Here is a 22,760-nt window from a genome sequence, read left to right as displayed (position 1 = left end):
CGTATGCCAAACACCGGTTCCGGCCGCCTCGGCGAGCAGCTGACGGCGGAATATCTGGAAGAAAAAGGCTACGAGATCGTGGAGCGCAACTTCAAGTGCCGCTTCGGCGAGATCGATGTCATCGCGCAGAATGACCGTTACCTTGCGTTTGTGGAGGTGAAGACCCGCAGCGCAGACGGCCTCAGCCACCCGTTTGAAGCCATTACGCCCTCTAAGCGCGCGAAGGTCATCAAAACGGCACAGTATTATCTCATCAGCCACGAAACGAATTTGCAGCCGCGCTTTGACGCCGCTGCCGTGTTTACCGAAAACGGAGCGTTAGTCAAGATTGAATACCTCGAAAACGCTTTTTACTAAATTTAACCATCGCCTAAAAGGCGAAAAATGACGAAAGGGTGCTTTTCATGCGCTATTTTGACCTGCACTGTGACACGCTTGTAGCGTGCCTTGACCAAAACAAATCTTTGATCGACAACGACCTGCACGTCAGCGTAAAGAAGGGCGACCGCTTTGCGCCGTATGTGCAGTGCGCCGCCGTGTGGCTGCCCGATTCGGTGCGCGGCGCTGCGGCTTTGCAGTATTTTGACCGCCACGCGGCCTATTTCCGCAAAATGGCCGAGACCGGCGCGTTTACCGTGCTCGAGACCGGCGAAGACCTCGAAAAGCTCGGCAACAAACAGGGTACAGCGTTTATTTTGACCGTAGAGGGCGGCTCTGCCGTTGCCGGCGATCTCAAGAATATTCACCACCTGCGCGAAAACGGCGTGCGTGTTATGACGCTCACATGGAACGGCAGCAATGAGATCGGCAGCGGCGTCATGTCCGGCGATAAATTCGGCCTTACGCCGTTCGGCAAGCTTGCCGTGAAGGAAATGGAAAAAGAGGGCATCGTTATTGACGTTTCTCACGCTTCCGAAGCACTCTTCTATGATGTGGCCGAAAACACCGAACGCCCGTTCATCGCGACGCACTCGAACTCCAAGGCGCTTTGCAAGCACCCGAGAAACCTCACGGACGACCAGTTCCGCATCATCTGCAGCCGTGGCGGCCTTGTGGGTCTCAACTACTTCAAAGCGTTTTTGAACGATGACCCGGAAAAGGCAGACGTTGAGGACCTGTTCGCGCACGCAGAGCACTTCCTGTCTCTCGGCGGCGCGGACGTCATCGCCATGGGCAGCGATTTTGACGGCTCCGACATGCCGCATGGCATCACAGGTCTCGAATCCGTAGAGGACATTGCAAACGTTTTCCTGCGTCACAACCTGCCGGAAGCGCTTGTGGATAAAATTTTCTTTGAAAATGCGGCGTCTTTCTTCAAACGCTTTGACAGGAACGCCTGAATACAGTATAATACGACTGACTTGATTTAGGAGGCGGATGCCATGAATTACAACAGCACACGAAACGCCGCGCTTCAGGTGACGGCGGCGCAGGCCATCGCACAGGGTATCTCCGAGGAGGGGGGCCTTTTTGTTCCGCAGAGCTTCCCGAAAGCGGACTTAAACGACATGCTCGGACTCGACTATATCGGTCGTGCCGAGTACGTGCTCTCGCGCTTTCTGACGGATTTCACCCCAGAGGAGATTAAAGCGTGCGCCGAAAGCGCTTACGGCGGCGGTAAGTTTGACGATAACACCCCTGCACCGGTCGTGTCTCTCGATAAACACGGCGAAAATAAACATATTTTAGAGCTGTGGCACGGCCCAACCTGCGCGTTTAAAGACATGGCGCTGCAAATTCTGCCGCACCTTTTGACCCGCTCGCTTAAAAAGACGGCGGACGGAAAAACGGCGGTCATACTGGTCGCAACATCCGGCGATACCGGCAAGGCGGCGCTCGAGGGATTTAAGGACGTCGCGGGCACGGAGATGATCGTGTTCTATCCCGAAAACGGCGTCAGCCCCATGCAGAAGCGCCAGATGAACACGCAGGAGGGCGAAAACGTCTGCGTGTGCGCTATCCACGGCAACTTTGACGACGCACAGACCGGTGTGAAGAAAATTTTCACCGATCCCGCGCTCAAAGCCGAGCTTGCGCAGCACAACAAGATGTTCTCCAGTGCGAACTCTATCAATTGGGGTCGCTTGCTGCCGCAGATCGTCTACTATTTCTCCGCGTACCTCGACCTTGTGAATGCGAAGAAAATTAAGATGGGCGATGCAATCAACGTCGTCGTGCCCACGGGCAACTTCGGCAACATTCTCGCTTCCTATTATGCAAAGCGCATGGGTCTGCCGGTACACAAGTTTATCTGCGCGTCGAACAGCAACAACGTGCTGACGGATTTTATCCGCACCGGTACGTACGACAAAAAGCGCGCGTTTTATACCACCATTTCGCCGTCCATGGATATTCTGGTCTCCAGCAATCTGGAAAGACTGCTCTACCACTTGTGCGGCGAAGACACCGAAAAGCTCACGGGCTGGATGAACGCCCTGCAAAGCGGCGGCGCATACACAGTGGACGCCGCAACGGCCGATGCCGTACGCGCGCTGTTCTACGGCGGCTGCTGCGATGATAAGGAAACCGTTGAAGTCATCCGCAATACGTTTGAAAAAGACGGCTACCTGTGCGATACGCATACGGCGGTCGCGGTCGGCGTTTACGAGCAGTATCTGAAAGAGACCGGCGACAACACGCCCGCCGTCATTGCTTCCACTGCAAGCCCGTATAAATTCCCGGACAGCGTGCTCGACGCGTTCGATTGCGAAAAGTCCGCAGATCCGTTTGCGGAGGCCGAGCTGCTCGCGAAGCTTTCAAACACAAAGATCCCTGCGCCAATCACAGCGTTAAGGACGAAGCCCGTCCGCTTTGAAAACACCTGCGCCGCTGCCGATATGGCAGATTTTGTGCGCGAAACGGTCAGAGTGTAAAATGGCGCTGTACGCGATCGCCGATCTGCACCTTTCCCTTGGTACAGATAAGCCGATGGATGTGTTCCGCGGCTGGGAAAACTATGTGGAGCGGCTGGAGAAAAACTGGCGCGCCCTCGTTACCGAAGAGGATACCGTCGTCATCGCCGGGGATATTTCCTGGGGCATGCGGCTGGAAGAGACCGAAAAGGATTTCGCGTTCATCGAAAGTCTGCCGGGCAAAAAGCTGTTGTTAAAAGGCAACCACGATTACTGGTGGTCCACGCGCAACAAGATCGAGACATTCTTTGCGCAAAAGGGCTTCAAAACGATGCAGCTCGTGTTCAATTCCGCCGAGCGTGTGGGGGACATTACGGTCTGCGGCACGCGCGGCTGGCTCTATAACGCCGAAACGGCAGAGGATAAAAAAATCGTCGCGCGCGAAAACGGGCGTCTCATCGCGTCCTTAAACGCCGCAAAAGCCCTCGGCGGCACACCCGTCGTGTTCCTGCATTACCCGCCGGCGTACGATACCGCACAGTGCCGGGAATTGCTGGATACGATGCAGACATACGGCGTAAAGGAGTGCTACTACGGGCACATTCACGGCGATCACGCCGCAAAAAAAGCGCCGCTTGGTGAATATGGGGGCATAAAAATGCACCTTGTCTCGTGTGATTATATCCGTTTCACCCCGAAATTGGTGCGAAAAGACGCAGAAATCGGCTGAATTTTTAACAAATTATAAAATATCAAAAAATTCAAAGGTTTGTCTGGAATATTCGGCACAGGTGTGCTATAATGTCAAAAGGTATCGCGCATTACGGGTATATCCGCCCGCGTGTTCCAAATAAAATTGTAATTTATTTTTGAGAGGATAGAAGGAAATGAACTTAAAGGCAACCAACAAAACCGAAACCAACAAGTATGAGCTGGAGGTCGAAATCTCCGCTGAAGATTTCAACAAAGCACTCTCCGAGGTCGCAAAGACCGAGGGCAAGAAGATGTCTGTTCCGGGCTTCCGCAAGGGTCATGCTCCGAGATCCGTCATCGAGAAGATGTACGGCGAAAACGTGTTCTTTGAAGCTGCTGTGGACAAGCTCTATCGCCCGGCTATGCAGGACGCTATCGAAGCTTCCGGTCTGGAAGTCATCGCGGTTTCCAATGCGGACGTTACCTCCGTTTCCCGCGAGAACGGCATCGAGCTGAAGCTCACCGTTGTTGTGAAGCCGGTGATTACCATTGAAGGCTACAAGGGCATCGAAGCTACGAAGAAGAATGTCGAAGTTACGGATGAGGACGTCAGCGCAGAGCTCGTAAAGGTTCAGGACAGAAACTCCAGAATGGTCGATGTCGATAACAGAGGCGCGCTTACGGGCGACACTGCAGTCATCGATTTCGAGGGCTTCTGCGACGGCAAGGCTTTCGAGGGCGGCAAAGCGGAAGGATTCGAGCTTTCCCTCGGCTCCGGCCAGTTTATCCCGGGCTTTGAAGATCAGATCGTCGGCCATGAAGTCGGCGACGAGTTCGAGATCAGCGTGAAGTTCCCGGAGGACTATCAGGCAGAAGAGCTCAAGGGCAAGGACGCGACCTTCAAGATTAAGCTGCACCAGATCAAGCGCAAGGAGCTCCCGACCCTCGACGATGAGTTCGCAAAGGACGTAAGCGAGTTCGATACGCTCGACGAGTACAAGAACAGCCTCCGCGAGAAGCTGCAGAACGACCGCGAGAAGCAGGAAGAGATGAACGTTGAGAACCAGATCTTTGATGCACTCATCGAGAAGGTACAGGGCGAGATTCCGGAAGAGATGTACGAGCAGGAAGTTGAGGAGAGCATCAACAACTTCGCATACCGCCTCCAGTCTCAGGGACTGAACCTCGAGACCTATCTCAAGTACACCGGCATGGACGTCAACGCCATCAAGGAGCAGTTCAGACCGCAGTCCGAGAAGCAGCTTAAGCTGAGACTTGCACTGGAGAAGATTGCTGAGCTTGAGAACCTCGAAGTTTCCGATGAGGCTGTTGAGGAAGAGTATGAGAAACTCGCAAAGCAGTACAATATGGAAGTCGCGCAGATCAAGAACCTCGTTGCAGAGACGCAGATCAGAGCAGACCTCAAAAATCAGAAGGCGATCGACTTTGTTAAGGAAAACGCTTCCGTAAAGGCAGAAAAGCCGGCAAAGAAGACCACCAGAAGAAAGAGCACCAAGAAGGCAGCGGAAGAAAAAACCGAGGAAACAGCTGAAGCTAAGACCGAGGAATAATTTACCGCCTTTACGGTTAGTATTATAGTAACAGCATATCATATATCGCTTCTTTCGCCCGCTGTCCCTGCATCGGACAGCGGGCGAAGCAAAAGAAGCGCGAAAGGAGTTTGTACGATGAGTTTGGTACCTTATGTTGTGGAGCAGACGAGCAGAGGAGAGCGTTCCTACGATATTTTCTCCCGTCTTCTCAACGATAGAATCATTATGCTGAACGACGAGGTGAACGACACCACAGCGAGCCTTGTCGTAGCACAGCTTCTGTATCTCGAGGGTCAGGACCCCGATAAGGACATCAGCCTGTATATCAACAGCCCCGGCGGTGTCATCACGGCCGGCATGGCGATTTATGATACCATGCAGTACATCAAGTGCGATGTTTCCACCATCTGCATGGGCATGGCAGCTTCCATGGGTGCGTTCCTGCTGGCTGCCGGTGCAAAGGGCAAGCGCTATGCGCTGCCGAACGCCGAGATTATGATCCATCAGCCGTCCGGCGGTGCACAGGGTCAGGCTACGGATATCCAGATTCAGGCAGAGCGTATTCTTCAAAAGAAGAAGAGTCTCAACACCATCCTCGCAGAGCGTACGGGTCAGCCGTACGAAGTCATCTGCAAGGATACGGAGCGCGATAACTTCATGACCGCACAGCAGGCCATGGAGTACGGCCTTATTGATAAGGTCATCGCAACGAAATCGAAATAACGAAAGGGCGTGCTTTCATGCCGAATAATTTCGGAAATGATAACGAAGTGCGCTGCTCCTTCTGCGGGAAGCCGCAGTCGCAGGCAAAGCGCCTGATCTCCGGCAACGGCGTGTATATCTGTGACGAATGCGTAGAGCTCTGCATGGACATCATCGCGGATGAAGATTCTCTCCACCGCGGCCGCCCGCAGCCGAAAAACAAGCCGCGCGCCGAAATGGTGCTGCCGAAGCCGCAGGAGATCAAAAAGCAGCTCGATGAATACGTCATCGGGCAGGACGAAGCCAAAATGACGCTCGCGGTGGCGGTCTATAACCACTATAAGCGCATTTTCTTCAGCGGTGAAGACGGCGGCGTGGAGATTGCAAAGAGCAACGTGCTGCTGCTTGGTCCCACCGGCGTCGGCAAGACCTATCTTGCGCAGACGCTTGCAAAGCTTTTGGACGTTCCGTTCGCCATTGCGGACGCAACGACTCTGACGGAAGCCGGCTATGTCGGCGAAGACGTCGAAAACATCCTGCTGCGTCTCATTCAGGCAGCAGATTACGACATTGAGCGTGCCGAGCACGGCATCATCTATGTCGATGAGATCGATAAGATCTCCAGAAAGTCCGAAAACCCGTCCATCACGCGTGACGTCAGCGGCGAGGGCGTGCAGCAGGCGCTGCTCAAAATTCTGGAGGGCACCATTGCCGGCGTCCCGCCAAAGGGCGGCAGAAAGCACCCGCAGCAGGAGGTCATCAACATCGATACCTCGAACATCCTCTTCATCTGCGGCGGTGCGTTCGACGGCCTTAAAAGCGTCATTCAGCGCCGCACCGAAGCGCAGACGCTGGGCTTTAACTCGGTCATCAAGAGCAAAGACGAGCTTGATAACACGGAGTGGATGAAAGAAGTTACCCCGCATGACCTCGTCAAGTTCGGCCTCATCCCGGAGCTTGTCGGTCGTCTGCCGGTCATCACCGCGCTGAGCGACCTCGACAAAGCCGCACTTGTGCGCATCCTCACAGAGCCGAAAAACTGCCTTGTCAGCCAGTATAAGAAGCTCTTTGACCTTGATAAGGTCGATTTGGAGTTCACACCCGAAGCGCTTGACGCCATTGCGGAAAAGACCATTGCCCGCAAGACCGGCGCCCGCGGCCTGCGTTCCATTATGGAAGATACGCTGAAGAACCTGATGTTTGAGGTCCCGAGCGATTATACGATCGAAAAGATCACCGTTACCAAGGATTCGGTAGAGAACGGCGCTGCGCCTGAAATCGTGCACAATCCCGACCGCGTCCCGGTAAAGATCAAAATGACACAACCCAAACGGCGCGCTCGCAAGGATTCGGCATCATAGTGATCATCATACAGGCTGTGCAGCGATCCCTGCTGCGCAGCCTTGTCTGATTTATAAGGATTTGATAATTTTATGAAAGAAACCATACTTGAGGAAGAGAGAGTTCTGCCGGTACTCGCCGTACGCGGACTCGTCGTGTTCCCCGGCATGATCGTGCAGTTTGATATCGGCAGAAAAAAGTCCGTTCTGGCCGCCAAAGCGGCGCTGGATACGGATAGCCGCGAGCTGTTCATCGTCACGCAGACCGACCTTTCGGAAAGCGAGCCCATGGCGGAAGACCTCTATAAAATCGGTGTCATCGCCCGCATCAAGCAGGTGGTACACACCGCAGATAACGGCATCAAGCTGCATGTGGAAGGCATCGAGCGCGCGGAGATTATGTCCGTTGTGCAAAATGAGCCGTACCTCACGGGCAGCGTGTGCGTGTGCAAGCCGATCGCCGCACGCCACACCGCAAGAACGGAAGCGCTCAGCCGCATTGCACAGGAGAGATTTGAAGAGTACATCCGCTGGTTCCGTCAGGTGCCGCCGGATATTCTGCTCGGCGTTATGCAGCAGAAGGACTGCGGTGATTTGGCCGACTTTATCGCAGCGAACATTTCGCTCGATTTCGAGCAGAAGCAGTGCATTCTCGATGAGCTCCACCCGGAAAAGCGCATTGCAAAACTCAATGATATTTTGAGCGATGAAATCAAAGTCTTATCGCTCGAACGTGAGATTTCGCAAAAGGCGCAGGAGCAAATGGATGAAAATCAGCGCGTTTACATGCTGCGCGAGCAGATGCGCGCCATTGCAAGCGAGCTTGGCGAAGAGGATAACCCGCAGGAGGAATCCGACGAATTCCGCCAGAGAATAGAAAAATTAAACCTGCCGCAGGTCGCGCGCGAAAAGCTCTTAAAAGAGTGCGATCGCCTCGCCAAAATGCCATACGGCTCGCATGAGGGCTCTGTCATGCGCGTGTACCTCGAAACGTGCCTTGAGCTGCCGTGGAACACGAGTTCCAAGGAGCGCTTGGACCTCGACCGCGCGGAGAAAATTCTCAACCGCGACCATTACGGCATGGAAAAGGTTAAAGCGAGATTTTTGGAGACGCTCGCCGTGCGCAAGCTCTCTGACCAGGCGACAGGGCAGATCATTTGCCTTGTCGGCCCGCCGGGCGTTGGCAAAACGTCCATTGCGCGCTCTATCGCCGAGGCGACCGGCCGCAAGTACGTGCGTGTTTCCCTCGGCGGCGTGCGCGACGAAGCGGACATCATGGGCCACCGCCGCACCTACGTCGGCTCCATGCCGGGCCGCATCATGGCGGCTGTGAAGCAGGCGGGCACGAATAACCCCCTCATCCTGCTCGATGAGATAGATAAGCTCGGTCAGAGCTTTAAGGGCGATCCGTCCGCGTCGCTGCTTGAGGTGCTCGATCCCGAACAGAACAGCGCGTTTCAGGACCATTACATTGACTTGCCGTTCGACCTCAGCCACGTGCTGTTTGTCACCACGGCAAACGACGCTTCCGCCATTCCGGGTCCGCTGTATGACCGCATGGACGTCATTACGCTCGGCAGCTACACGGCGGAGGAAAAGTTCCACATCGCCTCGAAATATTTGGTGCCCAAGCAACTGAAAAAGCACGGCATCAAGGCGGCGCAGCTGCGCTTCACACCGAAGGCACTGCACGCAATCATCGAAGACTACACCCGCGAAGCCGGCGTGCGCACATTGGAGCGCACCATCGGCACCATTTGCCGCAAAGTCGCGCGCCGCATCGTCACGGAGGAAGATTTCAAGTCTTATTCCGTGAAGCCCGCCGACCTTGAAGACCTGCTCGGCCCGGCAAAGTTTGCGAAGGATAAAGAAGAGCGCCGCGACGAGATCGGCCTTGTGAACGGTCTTGCGTGGACAAGCGTCGGCGGTGAGCTGCTGCCCATCGAAGTTGCCGTGATGAACGGCACGGGCAAAATTCAGCTTACCGGCTCGCTCGGCGACGTGATGAAGGAATCCGCCACAACGGCGATCACCTGCATTCGCACCCGCGCGGAAACGCTCGGCATCAGCCCGGATTTCTACGCGAAAAAGGATATCCACATCCACGCGCCGGAGGGCGCCGTACCGAAGGACGGTCCGTCTGCCGGTATCGCCATGGCGACCGCCGTCACGTCCGCGCTGTGCGAAGAGCCTATCGCGCACGACATCGCCATGACGGGTGAGATCACGCTGCAGGGGCGCGTGCTGCCCATCGGCGGCCTGCGCGAAAAATCCATGGCGGCGTATAAAAACGGCATGAAGACCGTCATCATCCCGCACGGGAACATCGCGGATCTCGCCGAAGTCGATCAGGTCGTCAAGGATAACGTGCAGTTTGTGCCGGTGCGCCGTATCGATGAGGTGTTGCCCATCGCCATGCCCGGGCTTTTAAACAGAGAAACCAAGCCGAATACGCCTTGCCCGGAGCCCGCGCACGGCGTACAGACACTCAGACAGTAAGGGGAACACCGTGAATTTTCAGTCAGTAGAATTTGAAGCTGCCGCCGGCCGCGCGGATCAGCTCAAAAAGTCGGACTTGCCGGAGATCGTTTTTTCCGGTAAATCCAATGTGGGCAAATCCTCGCTCATCAATAAGCTCGTCAACCGCAAGGCGCTTGCACGCGTCAGCGCCACGCCCGGCAAAACGGCGACCATCAACTTTTTCCGTCTGCCGGAGTGCCGCTTTGTAGACCTGCCGGGCTACGGCTACGCCAAGGTTTCACAAAGCGAAAAGCAGCGCTGGGCAAAGCTGATGCAGGGATATTTTGATGCAGAGCGCAACGTGGCGCTCGTCATCCAAATTCTCGATATGCGCCATGAGCCGACTGCGGACGATTTCGATATGATTAACTTCCTTATCGAGCGTGACCTGCCGTTCCTCGTCGTCTGTACGAAAAGCGATAAGCTGAACAAAACGCAGTTCAACACGCAGAACGCGTATTTCGAGGACCTGTTCCGTGAGCATAAAATCCCGTTCATCCCGTATTCCTCCCAGACCGGATTCGGTTTGGAGACGCTGAAACAGCACATCGAAGCTGCCGTTTTGGGTAACTGAGCAGCTGCGAAGTATAGATCCACCACTTTTTGAAGGGAATGAAAAATATGTTTGTATCCGATTGTTACAATGTCAATGAAAAAGGCCACCTGACGATCAGCGGCTGCGACACTGTGGAGCTTGCCGAAAAGTACGGCACCGCGCTGTATGTGATGAGCGAAGATGAGATCCGCAGCGTTTGCCGCCGCTATAAGTCTTCGTTTGAGCGCCACTATAATGGAAACGGCACCGCGCTGTATGCCAGTAAGGCGTTCTGCTGCAAAGAGATTTGCCGTATCGTGACCGAAGAAGGCTTAGACCTCGACGTCGTCTCCGGCGGCGAGCTGTATACCGCCCTTGCAGCGGGTGTGGATGCAAAACACATTCATTTCCATGGCAACAATAAAACAATGCAGGAACTCCGCTATGCGCTTGAAAGCGGCGTAGGCGACATTGTCGTTGATAACTTAAACGAGCTGCACCGCATTGAAAAGCTCTCTGCGGAAAAAGGCGTCGTTACGTCCATTTCCATGCGCATCAAGCCCGGCATTGACGCCCACACGCACGAGTTTATCCGCACGGGTCAGATCGATTCCAAGTTCGGCTTTGCACTTGAAAACGGCGAGGCGTTTGAAGCCGTAAAGGAAGCCGTCGCGTGCGAAAATGTAGAGCTCATCGGTCTGCACTGCCACATCGGCTCGCAGATTTTCGACAAAGCTCCGTTCGTGCTGGCGGCGCAGGTCATGCTGAAGTTCTATAACAAGATCCATACAGAGCTCGGCAAAACGCTGACACACCTCAACCTCGGCGGCGGCTTCGGCGTAAAGTACAAGGAAGCCGATGCAGCCGTGCCGTATGAAGATTACATGAGCGACGTTTCCGAAGCCGTGCATGCTGCCTGCAAGGAGTACGGTATTCAGGTGCCGTATATTTACATTGAGCCGGGACGCTCCATCGTGTGCGAGGCCGGCCTCACGCTGTACACCGTCGGCGATATCAAGACCATCCCGAACGTGCGTACATATGTGGCTATTGACGGCGGCATGTATGAAAACCCGCGTTACGCGCTCTATCAGTCGGATTACACTTGCCTCATCGCAAATAAAGCGAACGAGCCCGCAAACTTTACGGCGACTATCGCCGGCAAGTGCTGCGAAAGCGGCGACCTCATTCAGGAGAACACGCTCATTCAAAAGCCCGAGGTCGGCGATATTCTGGCGGTGCTCTCCACCGGCGCGTACAACTACTCCATGGCATCGAATTACAACCGCAACACGCGTCCTCCGGTCGTCATGGTTCGCGGCGGAGAATCCCGTGTCATCATCAAAGGGGAGACCTATGAAGACCTCGTGCGCAACGATGTGTGATTTCACGCACTGCTGTGCAAAAATTTCTTGATTTCGGTGTTTACTTTTGTACTTTTGTATGTTAAAATAAAAAAGTAAAGAACCTCGTTGACGAAAAGACGGCGCATTTGGTGCTTTATGGCATAAATGCGCCGTTTTCGGATGCAAATTCATAAAGAAAGGAACACAGAAACAATGAATACAAAACTGCATGATGAAAACGTTGATTTCCTTTTTGATGCTATTCTCACGCTGAAAAATCGCGAGGAATGCTATAAATTTTTTGAAGACCTCTGTACCGTGCCGGAGCTGAAGGCCATGTCGCAGCGCATTGCCGTTGCCAAAATGCTCAGCGAGCGCCATGTGTACAGCGACATCGTCGATAAGACCGGCGCTTCCACCGCGACCATCAGCCGTGTCAATCGCTCTTTGAATTACGGCAGCGACGGCTACACGCTGATTTTTGAGCGCCTGTTGACCGGCGGCGGAAAAGAGGACTAATGGCCGGCTACGACGTTTTTGCGCGCTATTACGATGCGTTGACCGCGAACGTGGATTATAAGGGCCGCGCGGCGTATTTAAAGAAGCTGCTCGAGCATCTCCACCATGAACCGGGCATCGTCTTAGACCTTGCCTGCGGTACCGGCAGCCTTACGCTGGAGCTTTATAAGCTTGGCATGGATGTGTACGGCGTGGACGGCTCCATCGCCATGCTGTCCGAAGCGAAGGACAAAGCTTACGACATGAAAGCCGATGTGATGTTCCTTTGTCAGAAAATGCAGACGCTCGACCTGTTCGGCACGGTCAACACGGTGTTCTGTTCGCTGGACAGCATCAACCACCTCTCCGGCGAAGCGCAGGTGCAGGCGGCATTTGACCGCGTGGCGTTTTTCATGGATAACGACAGCTGGTTCATTTTCGACGTAAACACGCTCTATAAGCACGAAAAGGTGCTGGGCAACAACACCTATATTTACGACCTTGCGGATATTTACTGCGCATGGCAGAACCGCTATAATCCGCAGGATCACAGTGTGGCGATCTCTCTCGATTTCTTTGAGAAAGAGGGCAAGGTCTATACGCGCAGCAGCGAGCATTTCTTTGAGCACGCATACAGCGTGGAGAAGCTGACGGAAATGCTGAAAAAGTCCGGCTTTGATAGGGTGGAGGTCTTCGGCGACCTCTCTTTCGACGCGCCGAAGCCGGAGGAGCAGCGCATTATTTTCGCCGCACACATCACAAACTCACAAAACGGCGTTTTTAAGGACGATATTGCTCCGTAAAACGCTCCGAAAGGAAGAATTTCATTGGATAGGATTATTCGCTGCATCACATCGGACGGTGCGCTCATGGCCTCCGCAATCGATTCAAGCGATACGGTATATACCGCGCAGAGGCTGCACGGTCTCAGCGCCACGGCTTCCGCTGCGCTTGGCAGACTGCTTACCGCGGCGTCCGTCATGGGCGCTATGCAAAAGCAAGAGCATGCCACGCTCACGTTGCGCATAAACGGCGGCGGTCCCATCGGCACCGTCACGGCAATTTCCGACAGCCACGGCAATGTGCGCGGCTGTGTGGACAATCCAAACGTAGACGTGCCCCTGAAGCCGAACGGCAAGCTGGACGTCAGCGCCGCAGTCGGTACAGACGGCCGCCTCGGTGTCATCCGCAGTTACGGTACGGGTGAGCCGTATATGGGCCAAGTAGAGCTCGTCAGCGGCGAGATCGCCGAGGACATCACGAATTATTACGCCGTGAGCGAGCAGATCCCCACGGTGTGCGCACTCGGCGTGCTTGTAGACCCGAACACGAACGGCGTGCTGCTTGCAGGCGGTTTGCTTATTCAGGTGCTGCCCGGCGCACTGCCGCAGGACATTGAAAAGCTGGAAGCGAATATCGCGACGCTGGAGCCTGTCACCACCATGCTTGCAAAGGGCATGACCGTGGAGCAGATGGTCGACACGGCGCTCACGGGCTTTGAAGTCGAAAAGCTGGAGGAAATCCCCGTGCACTACGCCTGCACATGCAGCCGTGAGAAGTATTATAATGCCCTTGCGACCTTGGAACCGGATGAAATCGATACGCTGCCGGCTGTGGACGGCAAGGTGGAAGCGGTGTGTCCGTACTGCTGCCGCAAGTATTACTTCACAAAAGAGGAGCTGCACGAGCTTGCCGAAAGCGTGCGCGAAAAGCGTAAAAATGTCTCGAAATAACTTTTTTGAAAAAGTTTTGGAAAATGTATTGACTTTTTAATAAGCATGTGGTAATATATACAACGTCGCTGGAAGACATAAGACTTCAAAAGAGCCGCAAGTTCTGTTGAAAGATTTCTGAAAAGCGATGCTGTTTGGGGGTATAGCTCAGCTGGTTAGAGCACCTGCCTTACAAGCAGGGGGTCATAGGTTCGAGTCCTATTGTCCCCACCAAATGTGGCCCGGTAGTTCAGCTGGTTAGAACGCTAGCCTGTCACGCTAGAGGTCGACGGTTCGAGCCCGTTCCGGGTCGCCACATTTGCCTCTGTAGCTCAGTTGGTAGAGCAGGGGACTGAAAATCCCCGTGTCATTGGTTCGATTCCGATCGGAGGCACCATATGCGGACGTAGCTCATCTGGTAGAGCGCCACCTTGCCAAGGTGGAGGTAGCGAGTTCGAGCCTCGTCGTCCGCTCCAAAAGAAAAAGACGCTGAAGATAAGGCGTCTTTTTCAAAATGGTGACATAGCCAAGTGGTAAGGCGTGGGTCTGCAAAACCCTGATTCCCCGGTTCAAATCCGGGTGTCACCTCCAGAGTAAGGAGATTTTCTCCTAATGTATGAGCTCAGTTCATAGAGGACTGAGCTCATCGATTAGTAGAAAATTGTTTATTTGGTTTGATGACCTTGTGTCATTTCCCAAACAAGGAGATTTTCTCCTAATGTATGTGCTCAATCCGAAAACGAACTGAGCACATCTATTAGTAGAAAATTTGCTGATTTGGTTTATTGACCCATCCTCAAACGCCGTTCCTAAGGCAGATTAGGTTTGTCCAATCCTGTATACTCAAGTATTTCCCTTTGCAGAGGTGCGCACATGCACACTGATTTGCGCCGGGTATTCTCGTCTGTGGGTTCATTCGATTGTCAAGGTACGGGCAAAATAAAAGAGAGCCTTCCGCAGATATAACAGCAAAAGGCTCTTGAACACAGACTTATAATGTGTTATAATACATACGTATTAAACACAATATGAGTATAAGCTTCACGAGTTCCCTTTAGATGCTGGTAACATCTGATCGGAATAAATCAAAAAATTATCAGACAATTTTTTGATTTAGTGGGGCTTTATTCATTTGCAATATATATTTTACTACTTTTTGCCGCAAATTTCAAGTCTTTTTTAAAAATTCGGGAAAGATTTCTCGAATTTTTTTATTTTTCAGGATTTTTTGATTTGAGAAAGCCGCATAATTTCGGTTTCAAGGTGCTCAATATCGGGCGAAACGTATTTTTGCAGCGTGAAAACAACGTTTTTGTGCCCCAGAAGCATAGAGACGCTTTTCGGATCGGCGCCTTTTTCTATCAGCCGTGTAGCAAAGGTGTGCCGTAGCATGTGCGGAGTAACATGACAAATACCGGCGGCCTTTGAAACGCGTGTACAGATATAGCGCAAATGATATGTGCTGAACGGTTTATTCCCGTTATCAGCCACGCTGAATATATAGTCATGCGGCTTGTTATACTCGGTATTGCACCGGATCATGTAGAGTATGGCGGCGGCTTCGGGCAAAACAGGGAGAAGACGGACACCGGCCTCGGTTTTGCTTTCGGGAATTTTGAGCGTGCGGTTTTGCGGATCGTATTGCCGCCATTGCATCAGGCGTAGCTCATCCCGGCGCAGACCGGTCAATAAATACATGCGCAGAATGTATTCATCTATCGGTTTTTTCAGTATGTGAAAACATCCTTCAAATGCGGCCTGTTCTCGCTGTGTAAGCGCTTTAACTTCTTTTTCTCGCGCGGCGGGAAGTGCTGCGTCTTTAACGGGATTATCGTCACAGTTATGTCCCTTTATTGCGGATTTGTATGCTTGATTCAGCATAACGCGGATATGACGCAGCGTTGACTTTGCATACTTCTGCCGCATGGAGTTCAGCCAGCCTTCAACCTGTAAAGCATTGAGCTCAACGAGAAGAATACCGGCGGCCTCCGGGTGATGGGTCAGCAGACGCCGTCTGGCGTCCCGGTAAATGCTTATGGTGTTGGGCTTTCGCTTTGTGGGCGCGATTTCTTCGAGCCAAATATCAAGCCATTCGCCGAGTGTGTAATCCCTTTTGTTTGTTTCGTACATGTTGCTACTTCCTTTATTAAAATTCCCCACATAGGGTGCTTGAATTCTAACAAAGGCGAGGATGAAAAGCAAAAAAACCGGAAGTACTTCCGGTTTTTTAGCAGCAAATCTGTTGACAAAGGAAGTTGTTTTGCATATAATAATAGTGGAGATATTGCATCTCCGCTTAGAGGGTGTATCTCAGCCCATAAGTGAGACATTTAATACGTGAGCTTCTCTTGGCTCTATATCAAGACATTTACAAGTGAGTGTTTCGCTGCTCAGAATGCGAACGTAACCTAGCAGGGCGGGCTTTGTGTCCGCCCTATTTCTTTATCTTGGAGGGGAAATGGATAATATCAGATTTTACGAAATCAATGCAAAATATGTTGACTATCTTGCTCCGTATGCACCGCATTTATTTCATAATAGTAAAAAGGGACAAGCCAATCAGAGAAAGTATATCGGAATCGTTTTTCAGATAAACGACATGGAGTATTTTGCACCTTTGTCTTCTTTTAAACCAAAACACGAGAAAATGAAAGAGGGATTGGATTTTATCAAAATTCTCAGATATGCAGTGATAAATTTGAATAACATGTTCCCTGTACCGTACAGTGAACGTGTATATGTGAATTTTGAAACGATCAAAGATCCCAATTACAAATCATTACTTCTTGCTGAATATCGCTACATAAAGTCCGTGCAGAAAAAGATTCAGAAGAATGCTGCTGCGTTATATAAACACAAGCAGATCAATGGTGATTCAACCTCGTTAGCTCGGAGATGTAATGATTTTGCGTTGCTAGAAGATAAATGTAGAAGCTATAAAAGAAAATAAAAATTGAAAAAGCGGAAGTACTTCCGCTTTTTGCTTGACAAACGAAGAGAAAAAACCTATACTGGAAGCAGAAAAGGGGCACTTGTAGTGTCACCTTGCCTGAGAAAATGAGCTGATTCCTTCACCCGGTCACAGCTCATTTTCTTTTTTCTATCCGGAAAACTCCACCATGGGACTTCGTGCACAATCCATTGCTTTTCGGCGCAAAAGTCCCATTAGAGAATTACTCTTAGCTAATGGTAACCTTTTATTTTTTCTTTCCTTACTAATAAAACAACGGGGTATAGGAAAGAGCAGGTGCATAGATGATAAGGGTGCTGCAAAAAGGGAATACGCATAACGGCGCTTCAGGGCAGCTGTACGCTGTCTCTTGCGTTCGAGCACGAGTTTGTGCATCTGATAGAAAAAGAGCATGGTGCGGCTATGCTGGCGCTTTAAGCGTGCTACGCGCTCATGCAGGGAGAGGGCACGGAAACGATTGATGCCCTGACGGTCATAGTCCGGTACAGCATCAATCAAGTTGCGTTCCTTGAGCTGCCGGATTGCGCGGCTGATTGTGAGGGCCGAGCAGTGGAATTTCTTGGCGAGCACACGACGGCTCAGAGACCAGGACTCCTTACCGCAGCGGTTTAAGAGCTCGACGTAGACCAAAAAGGCGGTATCACGGAGCTCGGAAATCAAATAACGCGGGAAGCGCAGCTTGAATCCCTCCATGCGCGGCTGAATATGAGAGGTAATCTGCTGCCCGCCGCGAGTACGGTGCTTGACAGAAACGAGCTCTTTTTCGATAAGGGTGCGCAGAGCGCGGGTATATGTGGTGAGGTTGATGTCAAGCTTTGCGCAGGTCGTTTTGCGCTTCAGATCGAAAACACCGGTACGGTAATCGACATGAAGCTGCATGAATGCAAACAGGCGGGCTTCGGTGGTTGTGAGATCAGAATCGACGACAAGTGTCGTAATGTACGTGCCGAAGCCGGTTTTCTTTTGCTTTGCCATACTGGCGTCTCCTTTCTGAGTTTTGATTTTGATAAAAGAAAAACCGGAAGTACTTCCGGTTTTTGAGCTAAATCTGAGGCAAATTAAGGCTTACGAGGAAAGCTTGCCTCATCCGATGCGTAGGGCTTTTGTTTTAAGTACTTTCTTTCGTTGGTTCAGCGTCAATTTCTTCTAGACTTGTATCATCTGTGACTGTGGGGCTTGCTGAAGATAGCTGCAAGCTTAGAGGAAGACCGTTTTCACGAACAATCTGGCTGTAAAACATTCGAATGGCGCTTGTTGGAGAAATGCCGAGCTGTGTGAGAATGCTTTCGGCTTTTTCTTTCACTTCAGTATCGATACGAACATAAAGTGCAGAGGTGTTTGCCATTTAAATTACACTCCTTATTAAAGTATTATATATTCTATTTGAGGAAAAAGCAAACTTTATAGGGCAAATGATATATTTAAAGATAAAAAACCGGAAATACTTCCGGTTTTTCAGCATTGCTATAGCTTATTCAATTCATCGTGCAGTTGTTTTATTTGTTCAGAGGGATTTTTGTACGCTTTGAGTGTCAGAAGATAGAGTTCTTTAAGTATTTTATTGTAATTCCTTTTCGCATTTCGACACTCAAGCTCTTGTTCAATCCGTGTATGACTTATCTCTTTACTATAATTATAAAGCTCATCTTTTACTTTACCTGATGTTTGAATGTCTTCAAGAAGAATGCTGTTTCGTAAATTAAAAATTCCTTCTTTGGCTTTGGAAGCTTTATCGCGTTCGTTTTTTGCACGGTTAGTAATTCTGTCTATGTCGCTTATTTTATCATTAGCGTTCCATTTTTTAATTATCAATCTTGCAAAAATATAGATAGTCAATAAAGCGAAGCAAAGCCATATAATAGTAGGAGTGTGTGGCCGAAGAGCAATGCTTGCTTTTTTTAATATGTCCTGTCCAATATCGGTTTTCGCAACATAAGTAGCTCCATTTACCACACCTAATAACAGCATAGTAAGGCACAAAGAAAAAATCGATAGTATTTTCAATACACGGATATACTTGGGAGGCTCTTTGCTTTGTTGAGATTTTTCTTTTTTTGTCATATTATATGCTTAATCCTCCAAAATGATGCCCTTGTATTTCTTTGAGTTCTTGTTTTTGAGCCACTTCTAAATCATGTTGCTCTATATCTCTCATAGCCTTTTCGAGATCTTGCCGATGATGAGCGATTTGTTCATTTTCCATTTTAATGTGATTAATGGCTGATGTTATTTCTTCTATCAGTTTGGATTCTTGTTCTGGTTCTAATGAAGTAGTAGCATATTTTAATAAAGTCTGAATTCGCTCGGACAATAAACCGTTGATAATCATTAGGTCATGTGTGTTTTTAAGAACAGCGTTTGCCTCATTGTATAGTGATTGTGAACATCTGGACAAGGACTGTATAGTTTTTTGATGTTCAAGTTCAATTTCGCGAATTGTACTTTTACAATCTTCTACAAGCGCTTGGTTTTGAGAAGAGAACTCTTTGATTTCTTCTTCGAGTTCCTCTAATTTCCGATTGTATTCTTCTTTTTTTTCAAAAGATTGAATCAATTCGTTAAGCACAGCTATTATCCCTCCGATAAAAATTATAGGTGTCAGAACTCCAATTAAGAATTGAATAATTATCTCAAACATTTGTACCACTCCATTATTACATAAATATCAGTATATTTCAACTTTTTTGAAAAAAGATTTAAAAAACGGAAGTACTTCCGGTTTTTAATAATCTGCGGTGCTGCCCACGGACTCTGACGGATTGGCAGACTCTCGCTTTTCCCGTACAGTCTGTCGCCATTTTTCTTCTTTTATAGTTCGTATAACATCATCCAACTTGGCGTAGGCGGTGGCCACATACTCTCGTGTTTCGGAGATATAAGGAGCTTCTAGGCGAATGCCCCATTTATCGTAGCGCGGCATATTGGCGATAAACGGGTGACTGCCTCGCCGGTTGACGACCCATTTGCCAAAGGGCAGGAGCTGCAATTCGTCCGGTGTCATCAGCGGACGGGCAATCATGTTGACGCTGCGGCTGCTATTTGATCCACTACCAAAAAGGCTGCGGCCTTCCCGGTTGTTGGTTGAAACGGAACCGGCAGCGACAGTCTGGTTTCCAAGCAGCTTGCTGAAGGTAACGGCGGTATCGGACATGGGGGAAAAGCCACCGAAAATAACGGTCTGGCAGCAGTCTCGAATAATAGTTTCGCCGTCTGCACCGTAGGTCTGTCTGAGCTGTGCCGGTGACTGGATGCAGGGCACGATAATAATGTTACGGGATCGCGAAGCGCCGAACATGCCGAGAATGTTGCCCATATAAGGAAAAATGCCGAATTCATCGGCGAAGATATAAAGGCGGCGTGTAAGCTTGTTTTCTTTTGTGCATTCATCTGCATAGACGATGGCTTCATTTATGATCTGGCTAAGAAAAAGGGAGACCAATACGTGTTTTGTGGCGTCTTCTTCCGGGAATGTGATGAATACGGCAACTTTTTTCTGGTAGATGTCTGCGACTGTGATTTTGGAATTCTTGCAGAGAATGTTTTCTGACTCTGAGTCGATGAAGGCAAGCAGGCGGGACATGGAGGTTGTGATAACAGATAAATACTGCATACCCTCGCTGCCCGGTACGGAGCCTGCAAACCAACGGATTTTATCATCTTCAGGTAGAAGACTGAGAATTTCATTCAGCTTTGTTTGCTTGACTTTCCTTTGGCTATCGGTCTCATCATTCGCGGATTTAACGGTTTGAACGAATTCGAGAAGTATTTTAAATACGGAAACGATATGACGTTCTTCTGGCTTGCAGTATTGCGCAACAAGCAGGATTATGGAGGTGATCAAGCCTTCAGAGGAATCGTAGAAATACGAGTTCTGACCGCCGCCGTCAAAGCCCTTTGTGTGGACAATAGAGTTTGCAAGAGCTTTTGCGTAGCGCTCGGCGCGGCTGTGGTAGTCTACACGTTTAGGGTCATCGCGCCACATATCTATGTAGAGATTGATGAGCTGCATGTAATTATAGCTGTCGCTTTTCATCGGTGTGCGGAAGTTGATATTCAAACAGGTATAGCCGTATTGTTCGCAGAGCTTGCCGTATAAACGGAGCAGGTCACCTTTGCTATCCGTTGAGATAAAGGAAGTACCGCAAGCGAGCGCGTATTCGATATTCGGAATCATAAAGGTGGTGGTTTTGCCGCCGCCGGTTCCGGCAACCATGAGAGTGTGGCTGTCTGAAGGATCGATGGTTGCGAGAATTTGTTTTTTGTTCTGTGTCAAATTAACGACGATGCCTGCGGTAGTCGGGCGGCTTTCTTCGTTGTATCTCCACGCTTCCGGCTCGTAAGGAACTTGGATAGTCGAACTCTGTATCTCATCTTGTGTTGCCCAACGGGCAGTGCCATACTGGCCGTCGCCGACGGTTTTACGCTTAATAGAGTCCAAATTGTAGCGCTTTTGTGACTCGGATAAAAAGATCAAAGCGACCAAAGCAATACCGACGATGGATAAAAATATAATTTGCTGTGGGGTCATAGAAACTCTCCTTTCTGAATTTTGTCTCTCAAAACGTCGTTCCAGTCCTTCTTGCACGGGCACAGAATAGAGGTTATGTATTTGCCGGAAAACTGCCGCATGAAGCGTTTGGCGGCTTCTTGCCCTCGATTTTCGGGCTTATTTATATCGTTATCAAAGCAGAAAGCGATACGTTGAATAGATTTGTGCTCCTTGAGAAATCGGCGTAAAGGATCTTCTGAAAGCCCGCCAAGCGATAAGTAGCTTGCTCTGTGCCACGGTTTATGCCGATGCAGTGTTAGAAAGCTCATCAAGTCGATGGGTGCTTCAAATACATACAGCACCGTGGCGTTATCATTAGCGTATGAAAAACCGCAGTTGAATTCGCCGCCGGTCACAAAGCTACGGTAACGCTGCGCGGAATTCGTGCCGCGCTTATGAGCTGATTTTACGCGGCCGAAGCAGTCATAGCATACAAATACGATGTTGCCTTGTTTATCTTGATAAATTAAATGCTCATCAATGAAAGTATTGACAATCTCGTGTGCGATGTTGCGTGTATGCGTGAGATACGCATACAGACGACGGTTATCCGGTGCAGCTGGCGGCAGGCAGAAAGCAACGGGGATCATGTCTGTGGGTTTTGCTTCTCGTTTGGTGGGAGGAGGGGCGGCGAGATCAAAAGTGATCTGTCGGTTGCCGATGAGCTCAAGCACAGCGTGCGGGAAGCTTTTGTGAAAGAAGTTTTGCACAAAAGCTACGGCAGCGCCGTGCTTGCCGGTGCTGTTTTGATACCATTTATAGCCGTGGATCACGCAGCTATCGTGCTTTTTCCAGATGTAATGATTTCCTTCTTTTTGTACCTTTTCACCGCGTTCGCGCAGATATTCGACAATGTCTGTGTGCTGTGCAAGCGCGATCTGATCTTGTGTCAGAGGAATATATTCACTGTGACTGCGCATCTGAATTCCTCTTTTTACTTTCTGCGACGGTAATTTCTATGCCCTTACGACGGAATTTTTGGAGAAAGGACTTTGTTTGCTGTTTTGTCAAGGATAAATCTGTGCGCATTTGTCTGGATGAAATAGAGTAGTTATGGTCGACAATATACTGATATACGGCTTCTTCAGTGTTTTTGTTCAGCGGCAATTTTATGATGTCGCTCGCTTGGATAATGGAAATCTGCATACCGTTTTTACGGAATTTATGCATCATATTGTTGAGCTGTTCTCTGGATACATTAAGATCTCGACAGGCATTTGCGATAGAAATTTCACAGTTGTGTTCTTCTATGTACTGTCGTGCTTCTCGGTAGATCTGATTCTCGACCGATTTTCGGATGACACGGACATTCATGCCTTTTTTTCGCAGTAGGCCGATTAAGCTATAAACCTGACTCGGTGTTACGGCAAGCTCGTCACAAGCTTGTTTGACAGTAATTTCGTAATTGTTTTCGAGAACATAATTGTATATAGCTCGTGAACTATTAGATTTAAAGTTGATTTTGTTGCTTTTTTTCTTCATAGGGATC

At 50.2% G+C, this 22,760-nt stretch carries 22 protein-coding genes and 5 tRNA genes; 19 read left to right on the top strand and 8 right to left on the bottom strand.

The window, feature by feature from the left end; translation table 11 throughout:
* Positions 1–3 precede the first annotated feature (3 nt).
* The 18 genes from R2K26_RS06685 (at position 4) to R2K26_RS06600 (ending at position 14,342) form a co-directional block, all read left to right on the top strand.
* Positions 4–357, top strand: coding sequence for a YraN family protein (locus tag R2K26_RS06685; RefSeq protein WP_316519320.1), 354 nt, complete (start codon positions 4–6; stop codon positions 355–357).
* A 47-nt stretch (positions 358–404) separates the two neighbouring features.
* The gene (locus R2K26_RS06680; RefSeq protein WP_316519319.1) at positions 405–1,340 is read left to right on the top strand and encodes a membrane dipeptidase; all 936 of its coding nucleotides are present in this window, start codon (positions 405–407) and stop codon (positions 1,338–1,340) included.
* Between the two features lie 42 nt (positions 1,341–1,382).
* Complete coding sequence (thrC, locus tag R2K26_RS06675; protein ID WP_316519318.1) at positions 1,383–2,873, top strand: threonine synthase; 1,491 nt, start codon at positions 1,383–1,385, stop codon at positions 2,871–2,873.
* A gap of 1 nt (position 2,874) precedes the next feature.
* Positions 2,875–3,582 (top strand): metallophosphoesterase, encoded by a 708-nt coding sequence (locus tag R2K26_RS06670; protein WP_316519317.1) that lies wholly within the window; start codon positions 2,875–2,877, stop codon positions 3,580–3,582.
* A gap of 157 nt (positions 3,583–3,739) precedes the next feature.
* The gene (gene tig, locus R2K26_RS06665) at positions 3,740–5,116 is read left to right on the top strand and encodes a trigger factor (protein WP_316519316.1); all 1,377 of its coding nucleotides are present in this window, start codon (positions 3,740–3,742) and stop codon (positions 5,114–5,116) included.
* Between the two features lie 117 nt (positions 5,117–5,233).
* Positions 5,234–5,821: an ATP-dependent Clp endopeptidase proteolytic subunit ClpP gene (gene clpP / locus R2K26_RS06660; RefSeq protein ID WP_316519315.1), complete on the top strand. Its 588-nt coding sequence runs from the start codon at positions 5,234–5,236 to the stop codon at positions 5,819–5,821.
* Positions 5,822–5,838: 17 nt separating this feature from the next.
* Positions 5,839–7,161 (top strand): ATP-dependent Clp protease ATP-binding subunit ClpX, encoded by a 1,323-nt coding sequence (gene clpX / locus R2K26_RS06655; RefSeq protein WP_316519314.1) that lies wholly within the window; start codon positions 5,839–5,841, stop codon positions 7,159–7,161.
* A gap of 72 nt (positions 7,162–7,233) precedes the next feature.
* Positions 7,234–9,639, top strand: a complete 2,406-nt coding sequence (lon, locus tag R2K26_RS06650; RefSeq protein ID WP_316519313.1) for an endopeptidase La — start codon at positions 7,234–7,236, stop codon at positions 9,637–9,639.
* A gap of 10 nt (positions 9,640–9,649) precedes the next feature.
* Positions 9,650–10,234 (top strand): ribosome biogenesis GTP-binding protein YihA/YsxC, encoded by a 585-nt coding sequence (gene yihA / locus R2K26_RS06645; RefSeq protein WP_316519312.1) that lies wholly within the window; start codon positions 9,650–9,652, stop codon positions 10,232–10,234.
* Between the two features lie 47 nt (positions 10,235–10,281).
* On the top strand, positions 10,282–11,580 hold the full coding sequence (gene lysA / locus R2K26_RS06640; RefSeq protein ID WP_316519311.1) for a diaminopimelate decarboxylase: 1,299 nt from the start codon (positions 10,282–10,284) through the stop codon (positions 11,578–11,580).
* A 174-nt stretch (positions 11,581–11,754) separates the two neighbouring features.
* A complete protein-coding gene (locus R2K26_RS06635) occupies positions 11,755–12,060 on the top strand; it encodes a YerC/YecD family TrpR-related protein (RefSeq protein ID WP_176821390.1) in 306 nt (101 codons plus the stop codon).
* Positions 12,060–12,842: a methyltransferase domain-containing protein gene (locus R2K26_RS06630; protein ID WP_316519310.1), complete on the top strand. Its 783-nt coding sequence runs from the start codon at positions 12,060–12,062 to the stop codon at positions 12,840–12,842. The genes R2K26_RS06635 and R2K26_RS06630 overlap by 1 nt, the downstream gene beginning before the upstream one ends.
* A 24-nt stretch (positions 12,843–12,866) precedes the next feature.
* The gene (gene hslO, locus R2K26_RS06625; protein WP_316519309.1) at positions 12,867–13,772 is read left to right on the top strand and encodes an Hsp33 family molecular chaperone HslO; all 906 of its coding nucleotides are present in this window, start codon (positions 12,867–12,869) and stop codon (positions 13,770–13,772) included.
* 136 nt (positions 13,773–13,908) lie between these two features.
* Positions 13,909–13,985, top strand: a tRNA-Val gene (locus tag R2K26_RS06620).
* 5 nt (positions 13,986–13,990) lie between these two features.
* Positions 13,991–14,067: transfer RNA gene (locus tag R2K26_RS06615), tRNA-Asp, on the top strand.
* 5 nt (positions 14,068–14,072) lie between these two features.
* Positions 14,073–14,148 (top strand) — tRNA-Phe (locus tag R2K26_RS06610).
* 3 nt (positions 14,149–14,151) lie between these two features.
* Positions 14,152–14,227, top strand: a tRNA-Gly gene (locus R2K26_RS06605).
* A gap of 40 nt (positions 14,228–14,267) precedes the next feature.
* A tRNA-Cys gene (locus R2K26_RS06600) sits at positions 14,268–14,342 on the top strand.
* Between the two features lie 627 nt (positions 14,343–14,969).
* On the opposite strand, the gene R2K26_RS06595 is transcribed toward R2K26_RS06600, so the two are convergent.
* Positions 14,970–15,881 carry a tyrosine-type recombinase/integrase gene (locus R2K26_RS06595; RefSeq protein WP_316519308.1) on the bottom strand — a complete coding sequence of 304 codons (912 nt, stop codon included), beginning with the start codon at positions 15,879–15,881 and terminating at the stop codon, positions 14,970–14,972.
* A gap of 328 nt (positions 15,882–16,209) precedes the next feature.
* Between R2K26_RS06595 and R2K26_RS06590 the strand changes: the two genes are divergently transcribed.
* Positions 16,210–16,701: a type III toxin-antitoxin system ToxN/AbiQ family toxin gene (locus tag R2K26_RS06590; RefSeq protein ID WP_177714046.1), complete on the top strand. Its 492-nt coding sequence runs from the start codon at positions 16,210–16,212 to the stop codon at positions 16,699–16,701.
* 150 nt (positions 16,702–16,851) lie between these two features.
* Here R2K26_RS06590 and R2K26_RS06585 read toward each other — a convergent pair whose 3' ends face one another.
* The 7 genes from R2K26_RS06585 to R2K26_RS06555 form a co-directional block, all read right to left on the bottom strand.
* Positions 16,852–17,697: a helix-turn-helix domain-containing protein gene (locus tag R2K26_RS06585; RefSeq protein WP_316519307.1), complete on the bottom strand. Its 846-nt coding sequence runs from the start codon at positions 17,695–17,697 to the stop codon at positions 16,852–16,854.
* A 133-nt stretch (positions 17,698–17,830) separates the two neighbouring features.
* Complete coding sequence (locus R2K26_RS06580; RefSeq protein ID WP_316519306.1) at positions 17,831–18,067, bottom strand: type II toxin-antitoxin system RelB/DinJ family antitoxin; 237 nt, start codon at positions 18,065–18,067, stop codon at positions 17,831–17,833.
* A gap of 119 nt (positions 18,068–18,186) precedes the next feature.
* Positions 18,187–18,783 carry a hypothetical protein gene (locus R2K26_RS06575; RefSeq protein WP_316519305.1) on the bottom strand — a complete coding sequence of 199 codons (597 nt, stop codon included), beginning with the start codon at positions 18,781–18,783 and terminating at the stop codon, positions 18,187–18,189.
* Between the two features lies 1 nt (position 18,784).
* Complete coding sequence (locus R2K26_RS06570) at positions 18,785–19,360, bottom strand: hypothetical protein (RefSeq protein WP_316519304.1); 576 nt, start codon at positions 19,358–19,360, stop codon at positions 18,785–18,787.
* 84 nt (positions 19,361–19,444) lie between these two features.
* Positions 19,445–21,250: a type IV secretory system conjugative DNA transfer family protein gene (locus R2K26_RS06565; RefSeq protein WP_316519303.1), complete on the bottom strand. Its 1,806-nt coding sequence runs from the start codon at positions 21,248–21,250 to the stop codon at positions 19,445–19,447.
* On the bottom strand, positions 21,247–22,191 hold the full coding sequence (locus R2K26_RS06560; RefSeq protein ID WP_316519302.1) for a DUF3991 and TOPRIM domain-containing protein: 945 nt from the start codon (positions 22,189–22,191) through the stop codon (positions 21,247–21,249). Before R2K26_RS06560 ends, R2K26_RS06565 begins: the two co-directional genes overlap by 4 nt.
* Complete coding sequence (locus tag R2K26_RS06555; RefSeq protein ID WP_316519301.1) at positions 22,175–22,753, bottom strand: hypothetical protein; 579 nt, start codon at positions 22,751–22,753, stop codon at positions 22,175–22,177. The genes R2K26_RS06560 and R2K26_RS06555 overlap by 17 nt, the downstream gene beginning before the upstream one ends.
* Positions 22,754–22,760 lie beyond the last annotated feature (7 nt).

The sequence above is a fragment of the Neglectibacter sp. CSJ-5 genome, assembly GCF_032490475.1.
GTDB classification, from domain to species: domain Bacteria; phylum Bacillota; class Clostridia; order Oscillospirales; family Acutalibacteraceae; genus Hominenteromicrobium; species Hominenteromicrobium mulieris.
Note: the sequence above shows the minus strand (reverse complement) of the source record. Positions and strands in the feature narration are given on the sequence as shown.